This is a genomic window from Flavivirga spongiicola, from assembly GCF_030540825.1.
In the GTDB taxonomy this organism is placed as follows: domain Bacteria; phylum Bacteroidota; class Bacteroidia; order Flavobacteriales; family Flavobacteriaceae; genus Flavivirga; species Flavivirga spongiicola.
The window spans coordinates 1-25,205 of sequence record NZ_JAUOEO010000001.1 but is presented as its reverse complement, the minus strand read 5'-3'; the positions used below and the strand labels follow the sequence as shown (position 1 = coordinate 25,205).

Annotated in this window: 21 protein-coding genes; 6 read left to right on the top strand and 15 right to left on the bottom strand. The window is 32.4% G+C overall.

Annotation, left to right across the window (positions count from 1 at the left end):
- The 8 genes from Q4Q47_RS00105 to Q4Q47_RS00070 form a co-directional block, all read right to left on the bottom strand.
- A complete protein-coding gene (locus Q4Q47_RS00105) occupies positions 1 to 1,245 on the bottom strand; it encodes an efflux RND transporter periplasmic adaptor subunit (RefSeq protein WP_303304625.1) in 1,245 nt (414 codons plus the stop codon).
- Between the two features lie 134 nt (positions 1,246 to 1,379).
- Entirely contained in the window at positions 1,380 to 2,198 is an 819-nt protein-coding gene (locus tag Q4Q47_RS00100) for a DUF4249 domain-containing protein (protein WP_303304624.1), read from the bottom strand.
- Positions 2,199 to 2,202: 4 nt separating this feature from the next.
- The gene (locus tag Q4Q47_RS00095) at positions 2,203 to 4,578 is read right to left on the bottom strand and encodes a TonB-dependent receptor (protein ID WP_303304623.1); all 2,376 of its coding nucleotides are present in this window, start codon (positions 4,576 to 4,578) and stop codon (positions 2,203 to 2,205) included.
- A 77-nt stretch (positions 4,579 to 4,655) separates the two neighbouring features.
- Entirely contained in the window at positions 4,656 to 6,866 is a 2,211-nt protein-coding gene (locus Q4Q47_RS00090) for an NADP-dependent isocitrate dehydrogenase (RefSeq protein ID WP_303304622.1), read from the bottom strand.
- A gap of 857 nt (positions 6,867 to 7,723) precedes the next feature.
- Positions 7,724 to 8,074, bottom strand: a complete 351-nt coding sequence (gene rplS / locus Q4Q47_RS00085; RefSeq protein ID WP_274185801.1) for a 50S ribosomal protein L19 — start codon at positions 8,072 to 8,074, stop codon at positions 7,724 to 7,726.
- A gap of 163 nt (positions 8,075 to 8,237) precedes the next feature.
- Entirely contained in the window at positions 8,238 to 8,558 is a 321-nt protein-coding gene (locus Q4Q47_RS00080) for a hypothetical protein (protein WP_303304621.1), read from the bottom strand.
- Positions 8,559 to 8,560: 2 nt separating this feature from the next.
- Positions 8,561 to 9,250, bottom strand: a complete 690-nt coding sequence (trmD, locus tag Q4Q47_RS00075; protein WP_303304620.1) for a tRNA (guanosine(37)-N1)-methyltransferase TrmD — start codon at positions 9,248 to 9,250, stop codon at positions 8,561 to 8,563.
- 264 nt (positions 9,251 to 9,514) lie between these two features.
- Entirely contained in the window at positions 9,515 to 13,438 is a 3,924-nt protein-coding gene (locus tag Q4Q47_RS00070; protein ID WP_303304619.1) for a T9SS type B sorting domain-containing protein, read from the bottom strand.
- Between the two features lie 75 nt (positions 13,439 to 13,513).
- Here Q4Q47_RS00070 and Q4Q47_RS00065 point away from each other — a divergent pair, with 75 nt between their 5' ends.
- The gene (locus Q4Q47_RS00065) at positions 13,514 to 13,657 is read left to right on the top strand and encodes a hypothetical protein (RefSeq protein WP_303304618.1); all 144 of its coding nucleotides are present in this window, start codon (positions 13,514 to 13,516) and stop codon (positions 13,655 to 13,657) included.
- Positions 13,658 to 13,945: 288 nt separating this feature from the next.
- On the opposite strand, the gene Q4Q47_RS00060 is transcribed toward Q4Q47_RS00065, so the two are convergent.
- The 4 genes from Q4Q47_RS00060 to Q4Q47_RS00045 all read right to left on the bottom strand — a co-directional run bounded on the left by Q4Q47_RS00060 (position 13,946) and on the right by Q4Q47_RS00045 (position 18,154).
- Positions 13,946 to 14,356 carry a GNAT family N-acetyltransferase gene (locus Q4Q47_RS00060; RefSeq protein WP_303304617.1) on the bottom strand — a complete coding sequence of 137 codons (411 nt, stop codon included), beginning with the start codon at positions 14,354 to 14,356 and terminating at the stop codon, positions 13,946 to 13,948.
- 55 nt (positions 14,357 to 14,411) lie between these two features.
- Positions 14,412 to 15,026, bottom strand: a complete 615-nt coding sequence (locus tag Q4Q47_RS00055; protein ID WP_303304616.1) for a tRNA (guanine-N1)-methyltransferase — start codon at positions 15,024 to 15,026, stop codon at positions 14,412 to 14,414.
- A 128-nt stretch (positions 15,027 to 15,154) separates the two neighbouring features.
- Positions 15,155 to 16,603, bottom strand: coding sequence for a glyceraldehyde-3-phosphate dehydrogenase (locus Q4Q47_RS00050; protein ID WP_303304615.1), 1,449 nt, complete (start codon positions 16,601 to 16,603; stop codon positions 15,155 to 15,157).
- Between the two features lie 141 nt (positions 16,604 to 16,744).
- Complete coding sequence (locus Q4Q47_RS00045) at positions 16,745 to 18,154, bottom strand: trypsin-like peptidase domain-containing protein (protein ID WP_303304614.1); 1,410 nt, start codon at positions 18,152 to 18,154, stop codon at positions 16,745 to 16,747.
- Positions 18,155 to 18,472: 318 nt separating this feature from the next.
- Here Q4Q47_RS00045 and dapF point away from each other — a divergent pair, with 318 nt between their 5' ends.
- The 5 genes from dapF to Q4Q47_RS00020 all read left to right on the top strand — a co-directional run bounded on the left by dapF (position 18,473) and on the right by Q4Q47_RS00020 (position 22,475).
- Complete coding sequence (gene dapF, locus Q4Q47_RS00040; protein ID WP_303304613.1) at positions 18,473 to 19,246, top strand: diaminopimelate epimerase; 774 nt, start codon at positions 18,473 to 18,475, stop codon at positions 19,244 to 19,246.
- On the top strand, positions 19,243 to 19,767 hold the full coding sequence (locus tag Q4Q47_RS00035; protein WP_303304612.1) for a GNAT family N-acetyltransferase: 525 nt from the start codon (positions 19,243 to 19,245) through the stop codon (positions 19,765 to 19,767). The genes dapF and Q4Q47_RS00035 overlap by 4 nt, the downstream gene beginning before the upstream one ends.
- Positions 19,768 to 20,811, top strand: a complete 1,044-nt coding sequence (mltG, locus tag Q4Q47_RS00030) for an endolytic transglycosylase MltG (RefSeq protein ID WP_303304611.1) — start codon at positions 19,768 to 19,770, stop codon at positions 20,809 to 20,811.
- Positions 20,811 to 21,722: a DUF2279 domain-containing protein gene (locus tag Q4Q47_RS00025; protein WP_303304610.1), complete on the top strand. Its 912-nt coding sequence runs from the start codon at positions 20,811 to 20,813 to the stop codon at positions 21,720 to 21,722. The genes mltG and Q4Q47_RS00025 overlap by 1 nt, the downstream gene beginning before the upstream one ends.
- Positions 21,723 to 21,833: 111 nt before the next feature.
- The gene (locus Q4Q47_RS00020) at positions 21,834 to 22,475 is read left to right on the top strand and encodes a peptidoglycan-binding protein LysM (RefSeq protein WP_303304609.1); all 642 of its coding nucleotides are present in this window, start codon (positions 21,834 to 21,836) and stop codon (positions 22,473 to 22,475) included.
- Positions 22,476 to 22,585: 110 nt separating this feature from the next.
- Here Q4Q47_RS00020 and Q4Q47_RS00015 read toward each other — a convergent pair whose 3' ends face one another.
- The 3 genes from Q4Q47_RS00015 to dnaA are packed head-to-tail and all read right to left on the bottom strand — an operon-like array spanning position 22,586 to position 25,205.
- Positions 22,586 to 23,302: an SAM-dependent methyltransferase gene (locus Q4Q47_RS00015; protein ID WP_303304608.1), complete on the bottom strand. Its 717-nt coding sequence runs from the start codon at positions 23,300 to 23,302 to the stop codon at positions 22,586 to 22,588.
- 10 nt (positions 23,303 to 23,312) lie between these two features.
- Positions 23,313 to 23,765, bottom strand: coding sequence for a low molecular weight protein-tyrosine-phosphatase (locus tag Q4Q47_RS00010; protein ID WP_303304607.1), 453 nt, complete (start codon positions 23,763 to 23,765; stop codon positions 23,313 to 23,315).
- Positions 23,766 to 23,777: 12 nt separating this feature from the next.
- Positions 23,778 to 25,205, bottom strand: coding sequence for a chromosomal replication initiator protein DnaA (gene dnaA / locus Q4Q47_RS00005; protein WP_303304606.1), 1,428 nt, complete (start codon positions 25,203 to 25,205; stop codon positions 23,778 to 23,780).

Genomic DNA, 25,205 nt, shown 5'->3' with positions numbered 1-25,205 from the left:
TTAGTTTAACAGTGTTATACTTTTTTCATCCAAGCCATCAGGTTTATTTAAATAAACAATGTCGTTTTCTTTTAAGCCTTTAATAATAATAGCAACTTCATTATTAGAATCTCCTAGTTCTACTTGTTTTTTATTGATTGATAACCCTGATTTTGCATACACATAACTAATCGAATCCTGAGAAAAAACAGCTTCTAAAGGAATCATTAAAACATCATCTTGTTGATCTATTAGTATTTTGTTTGATGTGGTCATTCCTGGTCGGATGTTTTTGTTCGTTTCATTTAGTTTTATTAAAACCTGAAACAGTTTAATGTCGGAGCCTGCTTTAGTCTCACCTACATTAGCCACATTTGTGACAACACCATCTAGTTCTATATCAGGAAAAGCATCAAAACCTATTTTTGCAGTCAATCCCTTTTTTATCTTTCTAATATCAACCTCATTACTGTAGGTTTTCGACTCCATTTTTGTTAAATCTGGTAAGCTTGCAATAGCAGGCTCCCAAGGCGATATAGTAGCTCCTACTTTCTTTTTAGTACCGTTCCATTCTTTTACATATGTTACCATGCCTTCATCATCAGAATAGATGGTGAACTCTTTTTGTAATTCTAATAAATCTTCTATTCTTTTTTTAATTTTTGAGACTTCAGTACCTACCTCAATCATTTTGGCATTTGCTTGCCTTTTTTTTATTGAATAATCTGCCTTTTTTTCCTTTAAATCACGTTCGATTTTTTGTATTTTAATTTCTAATGATCTAACAGTGGCCGGTGATTCGTATGCGGAACGTTCCAATTCCAGTTTATCTTCTTCAATATTGAACAATAAATCTTTTATGGTATTGCGTTCTTGTTTTAAGGTTAGTGTGGTATCAAGCTGTTGTTGCGTATATCTTGATTGGGCTTTTTCTAAATTCAATTGAGCTTCATTAATCTTTCCATTAACTTCTGAAGCATCAAGTTTACCAATATAATCTCCCTTTTTTACAATAGTACCCTCAGCTACTAAATCTTGTATTTTTATTTGATAAACATTAAACCTTCTTGCATTACTTGGGCCATTAATTTTTTTTGAACTTGTAGATTGTGCTTCTCCAGAAATAAAAATTTCATTTAAGAATGTGCCTTTGACTACTTTGTAGGCTAGTGAAACATCTTCGTCACTATTGGAGTTAAAATATGAATAAGTAATAATTAATAAGATGATTATACTTATTATATATACAAACTTTTTTGTATTCATTAGAACTTTTAATTTGATTGATGATGGTGAAAAATATATAAATGAGATTCAATTTTTGTTAATAGCATCATAAATTATACCAAAACGACTATATTTTAACATAAAGTATATAGGAAAAGTAGGGAATAAGCAGTTTAATCAATAATATAAGTGAAAATAGAGGTTTCTGAAACTCTAAAATAACCTAAAGGATAGTTGTTTGGGCTTGTTTTATTTATACAATTCCCTCTTACAGTTGCTGGTTGGGTTTCGAACGGATCACCAGACTCATCATCAGTTTGTTGTAATAAAATATTCATAAATTCGAAATTGCGCTCAGAAATTCCAGAACTTTTAATTATTAACTCATCACCTGCTTCAAGGCTTTCGTCTGAAAAGAATGCGAAAATTTGGTTGCCGTCAGTAAACTTATCGTCATAAACTTCTAGGTATATGGAGTTGTTTTTAACAATTAAAAATTCAAATAAATAAAAGTTTTCAATATTAGCCGGGTCGTTGTAAAATGCTTTTATTTCGATTTCATCACCAGCAAAGCCGCCATCGTTTTTTTGTTCTACAAACTCAATTGGAACTATTGGTGTTAAAGTTTCGTTTGCAGTGTATGTTTCGTTATTATAAAGTATTGTGAGGTTGTAAACGCTATTAAGTACAGGTATAAAATTATTATTTATGTATTTGCCCGTATTTTCTAATTCAATAAAGTTAAAAATATTGTTATTTGAATCTGTAACGGTTACAGTTGCTCCAGTTGCAGGAGGAATCGTTTCGTTAAAAAAAGGAGCTGTTAAGCTTAGTTGGATTGATTGATTTTTTCCATCGGTTCCAATAAGCCAATTTAAAGAGGCATCAATAACTAATCTTGGTTCGGCGTTATTTAAATCTACTTCAATAACATCTTCACAGGATGTTATTGGAAGCAGAAAAAATACTAATATATATTTTAATTTTTTCATAATCTTAAAGTTTAAAATTATAAGATACCGATGGTACGATTCCGAAAATAGCCAATCGAGTAGCTTCATTTAATCCCGTAATTGTATTTTGACCAAAGGATATAGAGGCCGCGTTTCTACGATTGTATAAATTGTATATACCGAATACCCAATAACTTTGCCAACCTTTAGTTTTTTTAGGTTTTGGTGTGTAATTAAGAGACACATCTAGTCTATTATAAGATGATAATCTATCTGAATTTCTACCATTATAATTGGGGATGGTTATACCATTGAATACATATTGTCCATTTGGAAATGTTGTTGGTTGTCCGGTTTGGAATAAAAAGTTAGCATTAATTTTCCATTTGCTATTCCAATTATAACTTCCAGTGAATGAAATATCATGAGTTTTATCAAAAGGTGTTTTGTACCAATCACCATTATTAATCCCTAATTCGGTTTCAGTTCTTCCTGGTGTTTGTTGTTCAGATTTTGATAAGGTATATGCCAGCCATCCTTTAAACCGACCTTCATTTTTACGAAGCAAAACCTCTAAACCATAAGCTCTTGATCTTCCATTTAGTATCACTTGTTCAATGGCATTATTAGCAATTAAATCAGCACCATTTATATAATCTATCCTATTTTTTACAGTCTTGTAAAAGCTTTCCAACTCTAAAGAATAGTTATTATCATTAAAGTTTTTAAAGTATCCGATAGCATATTGATCTAGTAATTGTGGTTTTATATACTTACCGCTTGGCGTCCAAATATCCAAAGGAGTAGGTGAGTTGGTATTTGACAATAAGTGTAAATATTGACTCATTCTATTATAACTTAATTTTATAGAATTTTCAGAATTTAATTGATATGCTAGAGAAGTTCTAGGCTCTAAATTAAAAAAGCTTTTAATAACGTCGCTTCTTTTAAATGTTTCTGTTCCTATAGGGGATGCTTTTTCATAAATTTGAAAATCTTCGTTAAATACAACAGCTTGACCATTTTCATAAACATTAAGTTCATCTTGGCCCAGACGATGAAAAGAGCTTAGTCGTAAACCATAAGATAAAGCTAATTTGTCCGACAGTTTATGTTCTGCGTCTAAGTAAATAGCATTTTCAAAAGCATATTTATCAATTAATTTAAATGGGTTAATACCTGAGGATTCTACAGTTGGTTTTATATCACCTGGATTAAATTTATAATAAATACTATTTAACCCATATTGTAGCTTAATTCTATCGCTAATATAATGCTTGAAGTCGTATTTTAAATTAAAATTCTGAATACCAGAAACCCAATCAAACTCTACAAAGCTTAATTTTAAATCATAGTAATAGTCAGAATAAATTAATGATAAATTAGAGAAGAGTTTATCTGAAAGTAAATGATTCCATCTAAAGTTTAAAACAGAATTCCCATAAACATTTTCAAACGTATCTTCAATTCTAAAAACATCCCGTCCAAAATACCCAGATAAGTAAATGTTATTTCTATTATTTAATTTGTAGCTTAATTTGGTGTTTAAATCGTAGAAATACGCAATATTATCAATGTCAAAAAGAGGTAAGAACAAATGGGCATAACTTGATCTGCCACCAAAGAGAAAAGATCCTTTTTCTTTTTTTATGGGACCTTCGACGAGTAATCTGCTAGAGACAATACCGATACCACCGTTCATATGGAATTCTTTACTATTTCCTTCTTTTTGATAAATATCTAATACGGACGAAACTCTACCTCCATAACGAGCTGGAATCCCACCTTTATATAGCCGAAGATCTTTGATAGCATCTGGATTGAAAACAGAAAAGAAACCAAATAAATGTGATGAATTATAAATGGTTGCCTCATCTAAAAGTATTAAATTTTGATCTGCAGAACCGCCCCTAACATTAAATCCTGAAGACCCTTCACCAGCATTGGTAACACCTGGAAGCAAAGTAATGGCTTTAATAATATCAGCTTCTCCAAGAACTACGGGGATTTCTTTTATTGTACTAGATGTTAGTTTATTAACACTCATCTGGGGTGTTTTAATATTGAGTTTTTCAATATTCTCAGTAATGACTACTTCATCTAAGTTTTCAGATGACTCTGTTAAGCTGAAATTTTTGGTAATATTTTCTGAGAAAACAATGATTTCAGACTTTGTTGTAAAACCTAAGTAACTAATTATGATCTTATATTTGCCTTCCGGTAATGTAATAGAATAAAACCCATATTCATTGGTCGTCGTTCCTGCTTGAATTTCCGGAAAAATGATACTAACACCAATTAGGGTTTCGTTACTTCTTTCTTCTGAGATAGTGCCACTCAACGTAAACTTTTGTTGAGCTTCTATTGATAGAAAATTAAAACATAACGTGAAAATAAACCATAATAACGGGTGTTTCATGTAATAGCTTTTTTTTATAAAAATATAAAAAAAAGCCCCTAAAAAGGGGCTTTTAAATATTCTTTATAATAATATAACTATTGTAAAATAGAATTTAATGTTTTACTTGGTCTCATGACTTGATTAATAAGCGCCTCATTAGGTTCATAATATCCACCTATATCTGTTGGACGACCTTGTATATCGTTCAGCTCTTTTACAATTGCAGTTGCATTATCTGCTAATTGTTTTGCAATAGGGGTAAATTCTACTTGTAAAGCTTCATCCTTTGTTTGGTGTGCTAATTCTTGTGCCCAATACATAGCTAAGTAAAAGTGACTGCCTCTATTATCTAATTCACCAGCTTTTCTAGAAGGTCCTTTTTTGTTTTCTAATAATTTTTCGGTAGCATCATCTAAAGTTTCTCCTAGAATTTTTGCTTTTGCGTTATTATTAACTTCACTAAAATGTTCTAGAGACACAGCTAAAGCTAAAAATTCACCTAAAGAATCCCAACGTAAATGGTTTTCTTCTAATAACTGTTGTACATGTTTTGGTGCAGAACCACCAGCACCGGTTTCAAATAAACCACCGCCATTCATCAATGGAACTATTGATAACATTTTAGCGCTTGTACCTACTTCTAATATTGGGAATAAATCTGTTAAATAATCGCGTAATACATTACCAGATACAGAAATGGTATCCTTTCCTTCTTTAAGTCTTTCACAAGTAAAGATCGTAGCATCAACAGGAGATAAGATTCTTAAATCTAATCCGTTAGTATCGTGATCTTTTAAATATGTATTCACTTTTTCTATTAATTGGGCATCATGAGCTCTGTTTGCATCCAACCAAAAAACTGCTGGTGTTTGCGAAGCTCTTGCTCGAGTTACAGCTAATTTAACCCAATCTTGGATAGGAGCGTCTTTAACTTGACACATTCTCCAGATGTCACCTTCTTCTACAGTATGCTCTAATAATACATTTCCTGAGGTATCAATAACACGAATGATTCCTTCTGATCCTATTTCAAAAGTTTTATCGTGAGACCCATACTCTTCAGCTTTTTGAGCCATAAGCCCAACATTAGGAACCGTTCCCATTGTAGTTGGATCAAAAGCACCATGTTTTTTACAAAAATCTATAGTTGCTGCATAAACTCCAGCATAACTACTGTCAGGAATAACAGCTTTAGTATCTTGAAGTTTACCATCGGCATTCCACATTTGACCAGATGTGCGAATCATTGCAGGCATAGAGGCGTCAATAATAACATCACTTGGTACGTGTAGGTTTGTAATGCCTTTATCACTATTTACCATAGCAATGGCAGGTCCATTTTTGTAAACAGCATCAATATCAGCTTCAATTTCTTTGCGTTTAACATCTGGAAGTTCTTCAATTCTATTTAAGAGATTACTAACACCTGAATTTACATTAACTCCTAATTTTTTTATAATGTCACCATGCTTTTCAAACACATCCTTATAGTATGACTTTACGGCATGACCAAATATAATAGGATCACTAACCTTCATCATAGTTCCTTTCATATGTAAAGAAAAGAGCAAATTATTCTTTCTAGCATCTGCCACTTGTTCATCTAAAAATGTGACAAGTGCATTTTTACTCATAACTGTTGCATCAATGATTTCCCCTTTTAATAAAGAAAAACTATCTTTTAAAATAGTTGTAGTTCCATTATTGTCTGTATGCTCTATTTTTACACTTGTAGCTTCTGGTAAGGTTACCGATTTTTCGTTATGAGCAAAATCTCCAGATTGCATAGTTGCAACATGCGTTTTAGAATCACTAGACCATACACCCATCGAATGCGGATTCTTTTTTGCATAATTCTTTACAGCTTTTGGAGCACGTCTATCTGAGTTTCCTTCACGAAGTACAGGGTTTACAGCGCTACCTTTAATTTTATCGTAACGAGATTTTATATCTTTTTCAGAATCGTTTTCTGGTTTATCCGGATAATTAGGAATACCAAAACCTAGTGATTGCAATTCTTCTATGGCACCTTTTAACTGTGGGATAGACGCACTAATATTAGGTAATTTTATAATATTTGCTTCTGGTTTTTTAGCCAATTCGCCAAGAAATGCAAGGTCGTCAGAAACACGTTGGTCTTCACTTAAAAAGTCAGGAAAAATGGCTAAAATTCTAGCTGCTAATGAAATGTCTTTAGTTTCAATATTGATTCCTGAAGATTTAATAAATGCTTTAACAATAGGTAAGAATGAACGTGTTGCTAAAGCTGGAGCTTCATCTGTTTTTGTATAAATAATTTTAGACATTGGTGTCGTTTTTTTTGAATTATTATAAAACTAAAAACATAGGTAAAAGTAGATTCGTTTTTAGCCTTGCGAATATACAAAAATGCACTATTAAAAATGTTCAATTATTGTATGAAAAGCAATTAAAAACAAATAGATTTAGTAGAATAGTAAAAAAACTTAAGATGAATAAGGATTTAATAAAAAACAAGTGCTGAAGTTATAAAAAACAAAAGCCATATCACGGAAAAATTTAATCTTCTCTGACATGGCTTTCTTTGAAATAACATAACGTGATCTAATTAGTATTGCTACTAAATCAATTTAAACTTGCATTTAAACCTTTTCAATTCAAGTGCTATCATTTCAACGAAACAGATTAGTAATTTTCAATATGCATTGACCTACTACTAAAAATGTTTCTGTTAATTGTTTTTCTTGATGCTATTAACCGCACTTTTCGTTTTCACGTTAAGCTTGTTTAAAGCATTGCTCTCATTACAACAGGCACTTTCGTTTCTGCTGCCTTTTAAGCTTTCAATTACACCAGTAGCTAACTGCTTTCACATTTAGGACTTCTTGTAATGTCATGGTTTTTAGCTCTCGCACGCATACACGTGGCGCAACAAAACCTCAAAAAACAATTATAATAAAGAACGTTACTTTATTTAGAATATAATACAAATTCATGTTACCATAAAACCAACCGAGGTTGTTATTATTTCTTTTGCTAATATAAAACCAGAAATTTAAAAAACAAATTTTTCAAGATATTAGATATCAACGATTTATGAACCATACTTATTAACTTTTGTTAATAAAAAAAGCCCTGATATAAATCAAGGCTTTTAAATAATTGCTTTTGCAATAATACGTTACTAGTGTCTGCTTTCTTTAATTCTGGCTTTTTTACCAGTAAGACCTCTAAAGTAGTAGATTCTTGCTCTACGTACTTGACCACGTTTGTTAACTTCTATTTTTTGTAATGCAGGTAAGTTAATTGGGAAAATACGTTCAACCCCAATAGACCCAGACATTTTTCTAATGGTAAAAGTTTCTGATGTTCCAGATCCTCTTCTTTGTATTACTACACCTCTAAAAAACTGAGTTCTTGTTTTACTTCCCTCTTTAATTTCGTAATAAACAGTAATTGTATCTCCAGCTGAAAATTCTGGCAAATCTTTTCTTGTTACAAATTCGTCTTGTACAAATTTTACTAAAGATTCCATATCTTTAAATTTAATTATAATTAATTCAGAACAACATTCACGATTCTCGCCAGAGGTTAACCCGAAATTGGCTGCAAAGATAAATAAAAAGTTATAAGTTAGAAGTAAATAAGTTAAAAGTTTTTTGTTTACTCAACCTTTTTATTAAGCCCAAAAGTTAAGGCTATGGGTTTTGTTTTACCAATTGGGCTGCATACAATATGAATCCAAGAGCAAAAACGAATAAAGATAAGCCTGTTAAAATAGAAATACCTCCTTGTAGGCTTAACAAACTCTCTGGTGTTTTGGTTAGGATGGGTAAAACAATGCTTAAAATCACCATTATTATTTTTAGAATTGATCCCAATAACATAAGGTAAGTTGCAGTTTTTTTTACTTTAGCTACTATGATAATACTAGCAATTATTGCTGTTAAATGTGCTATACTATTAAGTACTGTTCCAATGCTAAAATAAATCATATATTCGTTTGTAAGTTCATTCATAACTATTCGTTGCTTTGGTTATCTAATAAGTCTGGTCGTCTTTCTTTAGTACGTTGGTAGGCCTGCTCTTCACGCCACTTTTCAATCTCAGGGAGGTTTCCACTAAATAGTAACTCTGGGACTTTCCAACCTTTATAGTCACGTGGTTTCGTATAAATAGGCGGTGCTAATAAATTATCTTGAAACGAATCGGTTAGGGCAGAAGTCTCGTTTCCTAATACGCCTGGAATTAAACGTATTACAGCATCACAAAGTACCGCAGCTCCTAATTCTCCACCAGATAATACGTAGTCACCAATAGAAATCTCCCGAGTTATAAAATGATCACGTACACGTTGATCTACACCTTTATAATGTCCGCATAGAATAATAATATTTTCTTTCAAAGATATTTGGTTAGCAATGCCTTGTTTTAAAGTTTCACCATCTGGAGTCATATAAATAACTTCATCATAATTTCTTTCTGTCTTTAAAGCAGAAATACATTTATCAATAGGTTCTACCATCATGACCATACCAGCCCCACCACCAAATTGTGTGTCATCAATAGATTTATAATTATCAGTAGTATAATCTCGTAAATTATGAAAATGTACTTCTACCAAGCCAGCTTTAATGGCACGTTTTAAAATAGAGGCTTCAAAAGGACTTTTAATTAATTCTGGTAAAACAGTAATAATATCTATGCGCATTGGGTTGTTTTTAAGAATTGCAAAGATAATTTAATAGTTTGTTATTATAATATCCAGAATACTGTATTTCTTTTTGGACTACTATATCTCGACTTGTTTGATGCCTTAATTTTAAGCTACATCTATTGTGTTTTCGCTCATAGCATTTACAGTTTGATGTAGCCAACTTTTTAAAAGTGATATATTTTCAAAGGTCTGATTTTCGTATCTATTTTGTTGTAAGTTCAAGTAATGTCTTCTTTTTAAATCAAGGGCATATTACTATTATCGTTTCAAGGTAAAATGACTTTTGTACAATTTTTGAAGCCCATTTTCGGTAAATAAAATTCTGAACCAGTAATCTGTAGAGGGCATGGGATTTCCATTAAAATTACCATTCCAACCTTCTCCAGATGGATGGATTTGTTTAATTAGAACGCCATACCTGTCAAAGATTGAAATTCTAACATCTTTTAATAAGTTGACACCAACAACATTCCAAATATCATTAACGCCATCTCCATTTGGTGTAAAATATTTTGGGTGGTCGATAACGAATATTTTTTTCGTCTTACTTCCACAAGCATTTATATCCCTGACAGTTATTGTTCTTTCTCCGAACAAAACACCATTAAAAACATTCGAAGATTGAAAATCGCCATCGTCTAACATATATTCATAACTGCCCTTTCCATCTACAGTGACTTCTAAAATATTGTTTCCTGAAAAGGTTTCATTTGTTCTTTGTATTTCTATACTTTTAGGTATATATGAGCCAATTACAACAGTATTTTTAAAAATATCGCACCCACTTTTCTTAACTATTGCCCTTACCCAATACGTGCCTACTTCATCTGCCACTAGTTGAGAACCATTCTCTCCTGAAATTAAATTGGAAGTTTCAGGTTTATCCCCTAAAAACCATTCGAAATTGTAGATATCCGGATCTAGCTTTGTAGGAAGAATAAGGTATGGCGCTTTGGGCTTGTTTTGGTCATCAAAACATAGTATGTATTCTTCTTTTAAATCTATGGGAGCTATGAAATTTACAATTAAAACAACAGGAACCACCTGATAGCATTTACTGCCCTTTTGTTTTACACGAATATAAACGGTCTGTGATTTTGCTATTGAATTTTTATATTTTTTTGGACTAGGAATGTTGCCGTTATTTCCTGCTATTGCATCTGCCTCGTTTTCATAATAAGTAATGGAAACTGTATTTTGATCAATGCCATTTAAGAGTTGATTTTCTCGAACCGTCAAATCAAATATGTCTAACCCATCTTGATCGGTCTCACATTCTTCTATTTTGTCCAATACCTTGGTAATCTTTAAGTTTAAAATAGTCTTTAAGATGAGTGTTGTTTTAGTAGAGCATCCTTTCGTTGACTTGCCCGATACAATCAAAGTTTTTTCCAAGACGTTGCTTGTATATGTATTCGGTGACGCAATAGGTATATTGTTCGTGTGATCTTCTTCGGATTCGTAAAAATTCAATTGAACGGAATTTTCCCCCTGGGTAATCTGCGTTTTGCTTTGCGTCAAATCATACATTGTTTGGATGGTGTTACTACAATTACTAAGATTACCAGATGATAAAATCGGATTTCGGTTTACGATTAAATTAAATTTCATCGCAGTTGAGTAACATTCACCTGGGTCTTTTAGCCCATTATTATTGGTGTCAAATTGAGCTCGAATATATACCATTTGAGGATTACTGATGTTTTGATGTTTTGCATTCATGGGGTTCCTATCATTCATGGCATCGGAGAGTGTTGTATGATAGCTAACGAGAATTTTTTCTGTTTGCAAGCCTATTATTTCATCAGTTTTTGTTTGAAAATCGAATACGGCCGTATCTGTATTACTACATTTTATAAAATCTTTTATAATATTTGTTTTGGGAAGCGGTTTCACTTCTAGAGTAATATGTTTCCCTAGACCCAAACAAGCATTTACGGCATCACTATCAATCCGGACATATATTTTTTGTTGATAGGGAGAGGAAGTGTTTCTATAATCACTAGTATTACCGATAGCTTTGCTTTCTGAAAGGGCATCATTTAGGTTCTGATAATATGATATTGAAATTTGTTGTCCCGAGGGAAATAATGCTTTGATCTTATTAGTGGCGTCACTAAAATCAAAACTCACAATACCATTGGTATCATCATTATCTGTTATTTTATTATCGCAAAGTTCATATTTGAGATCAAAAGATGCAGGTATTTGGGTGGCTCCAACCACAAGATTCACTTCAGTAATTCTTGAGCACCCTTTATTGGTTTTTACCTTCGCGAATACTTTTGAAGAAATAGGTACAGGGATTTTGTAGGTTGTTGGCGTAGCAATTGCATTAAGAGAGTTTTGAGCGTCTGCCTTTGAGATGTAATAGGTAAAGGTTTCTTCCTTGTAATTTTTGGAAATCAATCGGTTGGCCTCTGTTAGGTTAAATAGTGATATGCCATCTGTGTCATCATCACATTGTTTCAACTCTACAACATCCTTAACTACGGGCAATGGGTTTACAATTAGCGTAACTGCCGTAGTAGCAAAACATGGAGGGTGTTTTTTATTTTCGACACGGGCAAATATTTCTTGAGGATTTGTTGTGTTTATTATTGGAGCTACGATTTCGGTACCTGGCGTGCCTGTATTGGCAGCCGCTAAACTACCATAAAATGTGACCGTAAAATCAGCTGCATTTTGCGTGTCCAAAATTTCAGAAACTTTTGTCGAGAGGTCAAAACTAATTTTTCCATTTGTATCATCGTCGCATTGTTCAAAAGCAATAGGCGTATTGGCTATCGGCTGTTTTTCTACGCTAATCGTAAATGAATCGGTAAGAAAGCAACTTTGCGTAAGGTCCGCAATACGTACGAAAACAACCTCGCTCTGAGTGGTGTTTACATAGGGTAATGTTATCTGATTGGTATTCTCGTCTGCATCTTTCTGAGTTTTATGGTAACTGACTCTAAACTTATTTTTGTCTTGCTTACCCAAAACGAGCTTACTGTTTTCGGTAAAGTCAAAACTTTCTTTTAAGTCCTTATCCATTTCGCAAAGAATCATATCTTTAGGATGGGTCGAAATAAATGGAGGTGTGGTGAATTCTATTTTAACGGGGCCTAAAGTGCTAGAACAAGTACCAGCTAAATTTACCTTTACACTGTATTCTCCATCCACTGTAACATTGTATGTAGGGTTTGTCTCCCCAGCTATATCTACATTATTTTTTAACCACTGGTAGGTAGTCCCAGTTCCTAAAGTCGCATCTAAAATTATAGGAGTACCATTACAACCTGGGTTGCCGTTTGCGATTGTTCTATTCTTTCCTAGTGAACCTCCTATATCAAAACTACCTGCCTCTAAAAAAACAGAAGTATCATAATCGCCGTCCTCAAAATCAGCAATGACCAATTTTATGTGATATCGTTGATTTGGAATTACGGTAGAGGATGCGGTAAAAACCTTCGTTTGCCCATTAAAATTAATCGCGGAACTAGCAGCGTTGGCTCCGGTATTCAATTTATCGAAGAACCGTGCATTTTTAGCAGGACAACTGCTACCTACATTGGATATCGCATTATGAATGTTAACAACCGAAATGGGGATTGTTGTTTCGGGTATGACCGCAAGATTTTTGTAAGGAGAGGTACTTCCTATAGGACGTAATAAGAAGGCAAAAGAATCAGAAAATTCACAAGGGAAATTTTCCGCATATTCTTCTGAGGCCATCAAAAATCTAAAGTTAATGGAATTGGCCGTAGGTATAAAGTCAAATTCTATTACCGATGCATTGTAAGTAGAATTGGTAGCTAAACCTATTGCTCGCTCTAAATCGGCGTCTCCTTTCCATGTCGGAAAACCTAACGCGTCTAGATTAGTGTTACCATCACCCAAGGCAGGAATTCCTGAACTGGGATTGGGGCCTCTCGCATTTTTTGCCTTTCCAGATGATAGAATAATTCCACTGGATAAGGGGAAATTAGAATCTTCTTTGGTAAAGAAGCCTATTCCATTATTGCCCGTTGCAGTGCCCGTCGAAGATGTTATATTTTCAACCTTCGCACATGGACTATTAATTAAAACCTCTTTGATTAATTGTTCCGAGGTATATTTTTTATCATCTACTTTTATTTGTGAAAAAGTAAATTGAATTGTTCCTAGAAAAAATAAGATTAGTAGGTAGCTTTTGATCATATTGTTATGCTCCTTTAACTTACAACAGTTCAATCATCGTTTACCCCACTAATTTTTAAATAAAATTTATATATAATGAACTCATTTAGACTTTTTGGATTTAAGCGAAAATTAGAAATTTTTGTCTCTGTTGAAGACTTTTTTGAGTTGCATAGCAGAGCTACGGAAGGAAAAAAAGACAAAAACAGAGTTAAAAACAACAATTTTTTAGCAAATTGAAAAAGTCTAAATGAGTTCAATTACTAATCTACTCGGTTGAAATAATTAATCACCTAACTATTTGACAAGTTTTTGATTTCTAAAAAAGGGGGTATGGAATAAAGAACTCGTCAACCTCATAGGTCTCCAACATTTTCAAATAACTGATAAACCTTCAAATAGTTCTAGATCATTGAGAACTGTGTATATAAAAATAGTTGAAGAAAGGCTGTGTTTTTTAATAAGTAGTATGCTGTTCATATAATTAAATCTTTTCGTTCAACAAAAAGAAAGTCAAATCATTATCTTTTACAACGCCTTAGCGTTGGTATAAATGTTGTGCAGGGTTGGTGACTTCTGTTTGTATAAGTACAGTACGCCTTTATGACCTTTTTCTTTACATAGTGCTTTGACTTTATCAATTAGAGTTGTGCCAACACTTTTATTTTGGTAGTTAGGATTTATATATAAATCATTCAATATGTACATAGGTCTCATTGATACCGAAGAAAACAAAATATATAACTGTGTAAAACCAACAGGAACACCATTAATATAAGCTATATAAATAATCGAGTCTTGTTTGGTTAACCGTTCTTTTAAAAAATCTTTAACCGAATTTGGATCAGATGGCTGTCTATAAAAAACACGATACTCATCAGAAAGAGGAGCTAGATCATCTAAGTGTTCTAAGCTTGCTTGTATTATTGTCGTGATCAAAAAAAAAAATCTGTAATATGAAATTACAGATTTTTAAATTTGTATTCGGCTTTGTTTATAATCCTTTTTGTTTATTTATTTCGTCTTGTAATTGACGTCTTACCTTTTGTTCTCTCTCTAAAGCTGTTTTTCGGTGTTCATCAAATTCTTCTTCAATTTCAGCAAGGGCATGTTTAGCTCCTTTGGTAATAGCGTTACTATTTTTAAATTTATAAATAAATAAAATGAGTAGAGCTAATAAACCAGCAATAATAGTCCACATAAGTACATTGTAGCTTGATTTGCTCATTTGCATACCAAATAGAGCCATATTGTTTTTCTCTGTATTGGTTTTATCCAAATTACTTTGTGTATTGCTAAGGTTTTGTTTTAAATCTGAAATTTCTTTGTCTTGTTTTTTAACAACTAACCGAGTGTCAGCAAGGTCTTTGTGTACTGCCTTTAAAGAATCAAGTGTATGAGATTTTAATGTATATAACCAATGACGTTCTACATTTTTGTATATTTTACCGCTCCCTTTATAAGTATAAGACTTTTGTATAACAAACTCAAATTGGCTATCAATGGTGCCGCTATTTAAAGAAAGGTTATCTTTTTTTGTTTGTGAAAAAGAAGGTAATGAGAATATGAGAAGTAAAATTATGAGAGGGATTTTTTTTAAGAAATTCATTTATGATTTATTTAAATAGTTTTACGAAGTTATAAAATATTGTTTATATAAGGTTATAAATAAAGAAAAAGCCTCATAAAATGAGGCTAATTTATATACGATTGAAATTTAAATTTAGATGCCCAATATTAATAATAGGTATAACGTCTTACTTTTGCTATATATTTTGCTAGCCTTATTACCTGATGACTATATCCATATTCATTATCGTACCATATATATAAAATAACATTTTTACCATCTTTACGTACAATTGTTGCTTTACTATCATAAATAGAGGGCGCGGAACTTCCAACAATATCACTAGATACTAACTCGTCACTGAGTTCGAATTTAATTTGTTCTACTAAATCACCTTCTAAAGCATATTTCTTTAAAATAGTATTAATGCTATTTAAAGATGTTTTAGTTTTTAATTCTAAATTTAAAATAGCTAAAGAACCATTAGGCACAGGAACACGAATGGCGTTTGATGTTAGCTTTCCTTCTAAACTTGGTAAAGCTTTTGCAACAGCACTACCTGCTCCAGTTTCAGTAATAACCATATTTAAACCTGCTGCACGACCGCGACGGTATTTCTTGTGAAAATTATCCACTAAATTCTGATCGTTTGTGTAAGCATGGATGGTTTCTAAATGACCAGATTTTACACCAAATGAATCTTCAATGGCTTTTAGAACGGGTGTGATAGCATTAGTGGTACATGAGGCCGCTGAGAAAATATCAATTTTATCTGGATTGTTTTCTGAATGGTTTACACCATAAACTATATTAGGAATTTCTTTTCCAGGTGCTGTTAATAATACCTTATCGATACCCTTAGATTTTAAATGCCTACTTAAAGCTTTTTTATCTCTAAAAGCACCTGTATTATCAATGACTAAAGCATTATTTATTTTGTACTTGGTATAATCAATATCTTCTGGAGCATTTGCAGAAATAATATTTACGGTTGTTCCGTTTATAATTAAAGCACTGTTTTTTGCATCTACAGAAACTGTTCCCGAAAAGTCGCCATGAACAGAATCGTTACGTAGTAAGGAGGCGCGCTTTTCAAGTATTTTTTCATCAATAACACCGCGAGTTACTATGGCTCTTAAGCGTAGTTGACTGCCTTTACCAGTTCGGGTCATGATTTCACGAGCTACTAAGCGTCCAATTCTACCAAAACCGTAAAGAACAACATTTTTTGGAAGGATATCTCCGTTTTTACGGGTATCCTTTAATTTCCTAATAACAAAAGCAGTAGCATTACTATGCTTGTTGTCTTCTAAATGAAATTCGTAGGTAAGTTTTCCAATATCCAATTTTGCAGGAGGAATATCAAGTGTTTTAATAGCTTGAGCAATTTCTACTGAATCAAAAATAGAGATAGGTTTTTCTACAAATTTACCGGCATATTCGTGCAAATTTAAAATTTGACTTACATTTCTATCGATAAGTTGATTTCTGAAAATTACTAACTCAATAGACTTATCATACCAAAGGTCACTTATAATTTTAATAAATTCTACGGTAGCTCTTCGACGATCTGCTTGAAAGGCTAACTCATTTTCATAAGTTTTGTTAAAAGACATTGTAAAATAGTTTAGTTTAGTTGAATTTTTGGCAAAAGTATCATATTTCAAACGTTTTCGTAGCGTATTTTGAAAAAAAAATAACCCTTCAAAAAAACAATGGTTTTTGAAGGGTTTGTAAATTAAAGTGTAGTGCTTTTTTTATCTGAAGTTATAACGTTCTTTTTCGCCATTAGAGTTTATAAGTTCTATTCTTAATGATCCTGAAGACTTATCTCGCAACGCATTCTGTACATCATCAACCGAGTTTACTTTTATATCATTGATAGATGTAATGATAGAGCCTTCATTTACGCCATTATTTTTCCAATAGTCTGCATATTCTTCACTAAGTTCAATTATTTTTACACCATTAGGTGCTTTAAATCTTTTTAAATCTTCTCGCTTAGCATTCTTAATGCGTCCTACTAAAGGCATTTTGAATGTTTCATTCTTAATTAAAGTTACAGGAACAGTTTTTAATGAGCCATCTCTTGAAAGTGTTAAGTTTACAACATCATTGGCTCTTTTTGCACTAATATGACCTATTAAATCTGAAAACTTAGATACTTTAACATTATCAATTTCTTTTATAATGTCACCTTTTTTAATTCCAGATTTTTCCGCTCCGGAATCTTCAACGATACTTCCAACATAGACACCTTGAGTATCGTCAATACCTAATTGCTCTGCAAAGTCACTGTTTAAAGTACGCCCGCTTATACCTAGAATACCGTTTTGTACATTGCCGTACTCCATGATATCTTCAATAACTCTACGCGCAATGTTGCTTGGTACAGCAAAGGAATAACCAACGTAAGAACCTGTTTGAGAAGATATCGCAGTGTTAATACCAATGAGTTCTCCGTTAGTATTAACAAGAGCTCCACCAGAATTACCTGGGTTTACGGCTGCATCAGTTTGTAAAAATGATTGTGTATAACGCCCTGAAGGATCTAAATTTCTAGATTTGGCGCTAATAATCCCTGCAGTAACGGTGGATGTTAAATTAAACGGATTACCAACAGCTAATACCCACTCTCCAATTTTGACTTCATCAGAATCTGCAAATGTAACGTATGGTAAATCTTCATCCGTATCAATTTTTAAAAGAGCGATATCCGTTTTTGGATCTGTACCTACTAATTTAGCATCATAGGTTTTATTGTTATTTAAAGTTACCGACAGTTCTTGCGAATTTTTAATGACGTGGTTATTAGTTATAATATACCCATTAGCGTTTATTATAACCCCAGAACCTGTTCCTAATTGAGGACGTTGAGACCGTCTTCCAAAAAATAAATCTTCAAAAGTCATTTGTCCGGAGCTAAGAGATACATTTTTTACGTGTACAACGGCATTTACCGTATTTTCGGCAGCTGTTGTGAAATCGGATGTTTCGTAGGCTTTTAAAGGATTACTAATATTACTGGTTGGTAAAAATGCTGGTTTAGAATCTGTAGTTGTTACTACTATATTTTTGTCTTCTTTTTCTAAAAAAAGTTTATAGGCGCCAAGGGTAAAAACACCACCTAATGCCGAAACCAATACTAATGATAAAATCTTCTTCATGAATTTTCAATTTAATTACAATTTACTAACGATTAAAATTAAATATTTATTGAATGACTGATTACTTTTTAACGATTTTTAACGTCAATTTTAACGCCTATTTAACAATCGAAAATACCTTTTAATTAAAAGTGTGTTCCACGATTTAAACTGAGAGTATCTCATTGAGACTGGCTATTTCGATAAAAACGAGAAACTAAATGAAGAACTTTGGTTTTGAATCAAAAAGACAAAAAGCAAGAGGTGAAATTATTTTAACTTTTGTATCATATGTTGCTCGCTTTAAGAAATTCTTTATTTATATCTTTGTGCTTTATTATGCAACAGACTTTTTATAAATATCAGGGTACAGGAAATGATTTTGTGATGATTGATAATCGTCAGCAAACTTTCGACAAAAAGAATACCGAACAAGTCGCATTTTTATGTGATAGACGTTTTGGTGTAGGAGCTGATGGACTTATTTTATTGGAAAATCATGATGATTTTGATTTTAAAATGGTGTATTATAATGCTGATGGGAACGAAAGTTCCATGTGTGGTAATGGTGGACGTTGTCTAGTAGCATTTGCTAAGCAACTAGGTGTTATAAAAGATAAGGCAGTTTTTGAAGCTATTGACGGATTGCATCACGCTACTATTGATGGCGATATTGTGAAACTTCAAATGCTCGATGTTGATACGATTGAAAAACATGAAAACCATGTTTTTTTAGATACAGGATCACCACATCATGTGCAATTTGAAAATCAGATAGAAGCATTTGATATAAAAACTGAAGGCTCAAAAATTAGATATGGTTCACCATATAATGAGGCAGGTAGTAATGTGAATTTTGTTAAAAAAGTAAACGATCAAATTTTCACAGTTAGAACTTACGAGCGAGGTGTGGAAGACGAAACGTTATCATGTGGTACAGGAGTTACTGCAGTTGCTTTGGCAATGCATGCTATAAACGAAACCACAGAAAATCTCATAACGCTTCAAGTACAGGGTGGTGAATTACGAGTGTCTTTTGATGTCGAAAATGGTTTATATAGTAATGTATGGCTTATTGGACCTGCTAAATTTGTTTTTAAAGGAACTATATGATTACTTTAAAAGGCGAAAATATATACTTGCGTGCTTTAGAGCCTGAAGATTTAGAGTTTATTCATACTATTGAAAATGATGAGACGATATGGGAAATAAGTAATACGATGACACCGTATTCAAAATATTTAATAAAGCAGTATTTAGAACAAGCGCATAAAGATATTTTTGAAGTTAAACAATTACGTCTTGTTATTTCGAGTTATAAAGGTGAATCTTTAGGAATGATTGATTTGTTTGATTTCGATTTTAAAAATGGTAGAGCCGGTGTTGGTATTTTAGTTAAAGAGACAAATAATCGAGGGAAAGGTTACGGTAAAGAGGCTCTTAAATTATTAACAGACTATAGCTTTACACATTTGGGTTTGCATCAGTTGTATTGTAATATTTCTGAAGAAAATGAAGCAAGTATAAAGCTTTTTACGAACCAGGGATTTGAAAAGATTGGACTTAAAAAGGATTGGATTGATATTAATGGATCCTATAAAAATGAATATTTATTTCAGCTTATAAATAATTAAATGTATATAAAAAAGATACTCCTTACTATTGTAATTATTGGATTGGTGGTTGCGGCATTTTTCGCAAATTTTGTGTATAAAGCTATGCTAAGGCCAAATACGACATTTAATAACGAAACTGCTTATGTTTTTATCCCTTCTAAAGCAGTTTATGAAGATGTTAGAAATCAGTTAATACCATTGTTGGATGATATAGATTCTTTTGATGATTTAGCTGAGCAAAAGAAATATACAACTAACATTAAAGCAGGAAAGTATGCTATTAAAAAGGGAATGACTAATAATGATATTATTAATTCCATACGTAGCAAAAATATACCGGTTAAAGTCTCTTTTAACAATCAAGAAACTCTAGAAAAGTTAGCGGGGCGTATAGCCATACAAATAGAAGCAGATAGTGTTTCTTTGCTAAAAGCAATGAAGGATCAATCGTTTTTAGTTGAAAATAACTTTAAAGAAACCACTGCTTTGGGAATGTATTTACCTAACAGTTATGAGCTTTTCTGGAACACTTCTGCAGAATCGTTTAGAAAACGTATGCTTAAAGAGTATAACCGTTTTTGGAATGATTCGAGAAAAAATAAAGCAAAAACTATAAATTTGTCTCAAGGTGAAGTTATTGCATTAGCATCTATAGTTTATGAAGAATCTAAGCAAGCTAATGAGCAGCCTAGAATTGCGGGAGTTTATATAAACAGATTAAAAATCGGGATGCCATTGCAGGCAGATCCTACGCTTAAATTTGCAGCTTATAAATTGCCTAAATATAAAAATACCATTATTAAACGTGTTTTGAATATTCACAAAAAGATTGAATCCCCATATAATACATATAAAAATGCGGGATTACCACCCGGTTTAATAGCCATGCCCGATATTTCGGCTATTGATGCCGTTTTAAACCATGAGAAACATAAATACTTGTATTTTGCTGCAGATGCAAAACGTTTAGGTTATCACAAGTTTGCCAAAACGTTGTCTCAGCATAATGCAAATGCCAGAGAATATCACCGCTATTTATCATCTCAAGGTATTAATAAATAGTGAAGAATTTTGTTATAAAATACACTCTTTTATTCATATTATTTTCTTCACTTTCTTACTCGCAATCTGGATTAGATAAATTTTTAACACCTAGCGACACACTTAATAAGCCTAGGAGAAATACAGTTATTATAACAGAAACATCCTTGGCAGGTTTAACATTAATAGGCTTAAATCAACTTTGGTATGCAGATTTCGATCGGTCAAAATTTCATACCATTAATGATAATAACGAATGGCTTCAAATGGATAAAGCTGGTCATGTATTTACATCTTACCAAATAGGAAAATATGGTGCACAGTTGCTAAATTGGAGCGGTGTAAGGAAAGAGGACCAATTAATATATGGAGCAACTTTGGGTTTTGCTTTTTTAACAGCTGTAGAAGTTTTAGACGGATATTCTAAGGAATGGGGTTTTTCGTGGGGAGATATTGCTGCTAATGGAGCAGGAACAGGTTTGTATATTGGACAAGAATTGTTATGGAATGAACAGAGAATTGCCTTAAAGTATTCTTTTCACCAAACAAAGTATGCGCGTTTGAATCCAGATAAGCTTGGGGAAAACTTTTTAGAGCAAATATTGAAAGACTATAATGGACAAACCTATTGGTTAAGTGCTAATTTGCATTCCTTTTTTAAAGAAAGTAAAATTCCAAAATGGTTAAACATAGCAGTAGGCTATGGTGCAGATGGAATGCTTTCTGAAATGAAAGTTATTGACAATCAGGTGTTAACAAATAATCACAGGATGCGTCAATATTATTTAAGTTTTGATGTAAATTTGAATGCTATTAGGACAAATTCAAAGTTTTTGAGGTCTGTTTTAGACATTTTTAATATGGTAAAGATACCATTCCCTACATTAGAAATTAATAAAAATAAGTGTGTATTTCATCTATTCTACAACTAAAAAATGCACATAATCGATTAATTTTGAGATAATAAAAAAAAAGCCTAATTTTGCACGCTGAAATTTCAAGGGGTATTTTGTTAAAAAAATACACTGAAAAAATTTAAAATTATGGTAAAGAATATTGCAAGTTATATTACCCTCACGCTTACAATATGTATTATATTAAGTGTTTCGTTTTCATCTGATGAAACGATAGATTTAAGTAGGTATTCTACTAAAGGATTAGACTTAAATTATACAGTGCGTGTGGATGAGAGTAATTTATTAGCTGCTAACGAGCCATTCTCTCCTTATTTAGGTAAATCGTTTGTAGGGTTTAAGGAAGCATTAGCTTTTAAAGAATCTGGAGGTGATTATTTTTCTGTGAATACATACGGTTATTTAGGTAAGTATCAATTTGGGAAGGAAACTTTAAAAATGATCGGCATTAAAAATGCAGCTAAATTTTTAAAGAACCCTAAGCTTCAAGAGCGTGCTTTTATAGCAAATGCAGAACGGAATAAGTGGATTTTGAGGCGTGATATTAAGAATTTTGTTGGAAAACGAATTAACGGTATTATAATAACAGAGTCAGGTATTCTGGCTGCAGCACATTTAGGAGGTCCTGGTAATGTGAAAAAATACTTAAGAAGTTACGGTTTGGATAATTTTGCTGATGGTTATGGTACTACGGTGCACGAATATATGAAGCGTTTTTCTGGATACGATACTTCTTTTGTAAAACCAAATAAAAAAGCGAAAGCCATTTAGTTGAAAAATATAGATGTTTTGCATCTCGATTTCAATTGAGATTCTTGCTTTTCGTTATGCTTGTCTTGAAAGAAGTCGAAAGGCTCAAGATAGCTTCAGTGAGTGGGAATTTAGCTTTTATGAATAATAAATATTGTAGGTCTCTTATGCAGGTCTACAATATTTTTTTTCCATTCAATTGCCGTTTGTGTTTTTATAAACTCCGTGCTTAAGGTGATATCGCATGCTACAGATATGTCAGTGTTTTTTTCCAGTGTATGACATAAATCTTCCAACATTTTATTGTTCCTATATGGTGTTTCTATAAATAATTGAGATTGATTGTGCTCAAAAGAAAGTCGTTCTAATCGTTTAATTTCACTTTTTCGTTCTCCTTTGTCTATGGGTAAATAGCCATTGAAAGCAAAACTTTGTCCATTCATTCCTGAACTCATTATTGCCATTAAAATAGATGAAGGGCCAACTAAAGGTACTACTTTGATGTTTTTTTGATGTGCTAATTTAACAATATCAGCGCCAGGATCAGCTACGCCAGGGCATCCTGCATCAGATAATAGTCCAATATTAGTTCCGTTTAAACAAGGAGATAGAAAGCTAGGTAATTCGCTAACATCAGTAAACTTGTTTAAGTGAAATATATTTAAAGATGGTTGTGGTTTATTAGGAGTTATTCTTTTTATAAAGCGTCTAGCTGTTTTTTCATTTTCAACGATAAAAGTGTCGGTTTGTTCAATTATTTGTTTTACAGATATAGGTAAAACTTCTAGCGGTTCGTTGTCGCCTAGTGTAGTCGGGATTAAATATAGCTTTCCTTTAACTGGATTCATAAGGGGTGTTTTAAGTTAAAGTTTTTGCAATCACATCACAAGCTTCATCTAGCATTTTGTAAACGTTCTCAAAACCATCATCACCTCCATAATATGGGTCTGGAACATCGTAATTTTGATTAGGATAAATTTCGTTTAAAATGAATTTTACTTTTTCAATATCTTCATTATTTCTAGCTAAAGAAATAACATTTTCAAAGTTGGATGCATCCATGACATAAATTACATCGAACAAATCAAAGTCTGAAGTTTTAAATTGACGTCCTTTTAAATTCGAAATGTCCAATCCGTATTTTCTAGCTACGGCAACCGAACGTTTGTCAGGAGAATTTCCTATGTGATAATTAGCAGTACCAGCAGAATCTACTTGAAATAAATCGTTTGAAAGTTTAGATTTTAAAATGCCTTCGGCGAGTGGAGAACGACAAATGTTTCCCAAACATACCATCAGAATTTTAGTCATTTTAATTGAATTTTATACAGAAAGCTTTTTAGTGATATCTTCAACATACTTTCTAAATTGTTTATCTGTCGAAGATAAATTGTCAACCGTTTTACAAGCGTGTAAAACGGTAGCATGGTCACGTTTTCCTATTTGAGAACCAATACTTGCTAATGATGCCTTAGTGAATTTTTTTGCAAAAAACATAGCCAATTGACGTGCTTGAACAATGTGGCGTTTTCTTGTTTTAGATTGTAAAGTATCAATATCCATTTGGAAATAATCTGATACTACTTTTTGTATGTAATCTATTGAAACTTCGCGTTTTGTGTTCTTAACAAATTTCTCAACTATAATTCTAGCTAGGTCAATAGTAATTTCTTTTTTATTGAACGAAGATTGTGCTATTAATGAAATGATGGCACCTTCTAATTCTCTAACATTGGTTTTAATGTTTTTAGCTACGTAGTCAATAATATCTTCTGGCATTTCGACACCATCTCGATATAATTTGTTCCTAAGTATAGAAACTCTAGTTTCGAAATCTGGTGTTTGTAATTCAGCAGAAAGGCCCCATTTAAAACGAGATAATAAGCGTTGCTCAATATCTTGCATATCAACAGGTGCTTTGTCGCTAGTTAAAATAACCTGCTTACCATTTTGATGTAAATGATTAAAGATATGGAAGAAAACATCCTGTGTTCCTGTTTTTCCGGAAAGGAATTGAACATCATCAATAATTAATACATCAATAATTTGATAAAAATGAATAAAATCATTTCTATTATTTTTCTTAACAGCGTCTATGTATTGTTGTGTAAATTTCTCTGCAGAAATATATAAAACAGTTTTTTCTGGATGCTTATCTTTTATGTCAACACCAATAGCATGTGCCAAATGTGTTTTACCCAGACCTACACCTCCAAAAACTAAAAGCGGATTAAAAGATGTGCCGCCAGGTTTTGCAGAAACTGCTAATCCAGCACTACGTGCTAATCGGTTGGAGTCACCTTCTAAAAAGTTTTCAAAACTATAATTAGGGTTCAGTTGAGATTCAATCTTAACATTTCTAATACCAGGAATAACAAAAGGGTTCCTTAATTCCGGGTTTTTATTGTTTAAAGGAATATCAACGTCTTGTGATTTTACTGAGCCTCTATTTGAGCTTGGGATTTTTTCAGTAAAAGGTTGTTTGTTGCCATACGTGTTTTCCATTTTAATAATGTAAACAAGTTTGGCTGTTTCACCTAATTCTTTTGTAAGCGATACTTTTAGGATTTTTACATAATGCTCTTCAAGCCACTCGTAAAAGAATTTACTTGGAACTTGAATGCTTAGTGCATTGTCTGTAAGTTTAACTGCTATAATAGGTTCAAACCATGTTTTATATGCTTGCGGTTGAATGTTATCCTTTATAAACTCTAGACAATTATCCCATACCGATTGCGCAGTTATACTCAT

What these genes read in the sequence shown, in the direction of transcription:
- Q4Q47_RS00095 (WP_303304623.1), bottom strand. Translation starts at nt 4,578, where the DNA reads ATGAAACACCCGTTATTATGGTTTATTTTCACGTTATGTTTTAATTTT.
- dnaA (WP_303304606.1), bottom strand. Translation starts at nt 25,205, where the DNA reads ATGAGTATAACTGCGCAATCGGTATGGGATAATTGTCTAGAGTTTATA.
- Q4Q47_RS00100 (WP_303304624.1), bottom strand. Translation starts at nt 2,198, where the DNA reads ATGAAAAAATTAAAATATATATTAGTATTTTTTCTGCTTCCAATAACA.
- Q4Q47_RS00015 (WP_303304608.1), bottom strand. Translation starts at nt 23,302, where the DNA reads ATGAATCCAGTTAAAGGAAAGCTATATTTAATCCCGACTACACTAGGC.
- Q4Q47_RS00055 (WP_303304616.1), bottom strand. Translation starts at nt 15,026, where the DNA reads ATGAATTTCTTAAAAAAAATCCCTCTCATAATTTTACTTCTCATATTC.
- dapF (WP_303304613.1), top strand. Translation starts at nt 18,473, where the DNA reads ATGCAACAGACTTTTTATAAATATCAGGGTACAGGAAATGATTTTGTG.
- Q4Q47_RS00045 (WP_303304614.1), bottom strand. Translation starts at nt 18,154, where the DNA reads ATGAAGAAGATTTTATCATTAGTATTGGTTTCGGCATTAGGTGGTGTT.
- Q4Q47_RS00065 (WP_303304618.1), top strand. Translation starts at nt 13,514, where the DNA reads ATGAACTCATTTAGACTTTTTGGATTTAAGCGAAAATTAGAAATTTTT.
- mltG (WP_303304611.1), top strand. Translation starts at nt 19,768, where the DNA reads ATGTATATAAAAAAGATACTCCTTACTATTGTAATTATTGGATTGGTG.
- Q4Q47_RS00070 (WP_303304619.1), bottom strand. Translation starts at nt 13,438, where the DNA reads ATGATCAAAAGCTACCTACTAATCTTATTTTTTCTAGGAACAATTCAA.
- trmD (WP_303304620.1), bottom strand. Translation starts at nt 9,250, where the DNA reads ATGCGCATAGATATTATTACTGTTTTACCAGAATTAATTAAAAGTCCT.
- rplS (WP_274185801.1), bottom strand. Translation starts at nt 8,074, where the DNA reads ATGGAATCTTTAGTAAAATTTGTACAAGACGAATTTGTAACAAGAAAA.
- Q4Q47_RS00020 (WP_303304609.1), top strand. Translation starts at nt 21,834, where the DNA reads ATGGTAAAGAATATTGCAAGTTATATTACCCTCACGCTTACAATATGT.
- Q4Q47_RS00010 (WP_303304607.1), bottom strand. Translation starts at nt 23,765, where the DNA reads ATGACTAAAATTCTGATGGTATGTTTGGGAAACATTTGTCGTTCTCCA.
- Q4Q47_RS00105 (WP_303304625.1), bottom strand. Translation starts at nt 1,245, where the DNA reads ATGAATACAAAAAAGTTTGTATATATAATAAGTATAATCATCTTATTA.
- Q4Q47_RS00035 (WP_303304612.1), top strand. Translation starts at nt 19,243, where the DNA reads ATGATTACTTTAAAAGGCGAAAATATATACTTGCGTGCTTTAGAGCCT.
- Q4Q47_RS00050 (WP_303304615.1), bottom strand. Translation starts at nt 16,603, where the DNA reads ATGTCTTTTAACAAAACTTATGAAAATGAGTTAGCCTTTCAAGCAGAT.
- Q4Q47_RS00090 (WP_303304622.1), bottom strand. Translation starts at nt 6,866, where the DNA reads ATGTCTAAAATTATTTATACAAAAACAGATGAAGCTCCAGCTTTAGCA.
- Q4Q47_RS00080 (WP_303304621.1), bottom strand. Translation starts at nt 8,558, where the DNA reads ATGAATGAACTTACAAACGAATATATGATTTATTTTAGCATTGGAACA.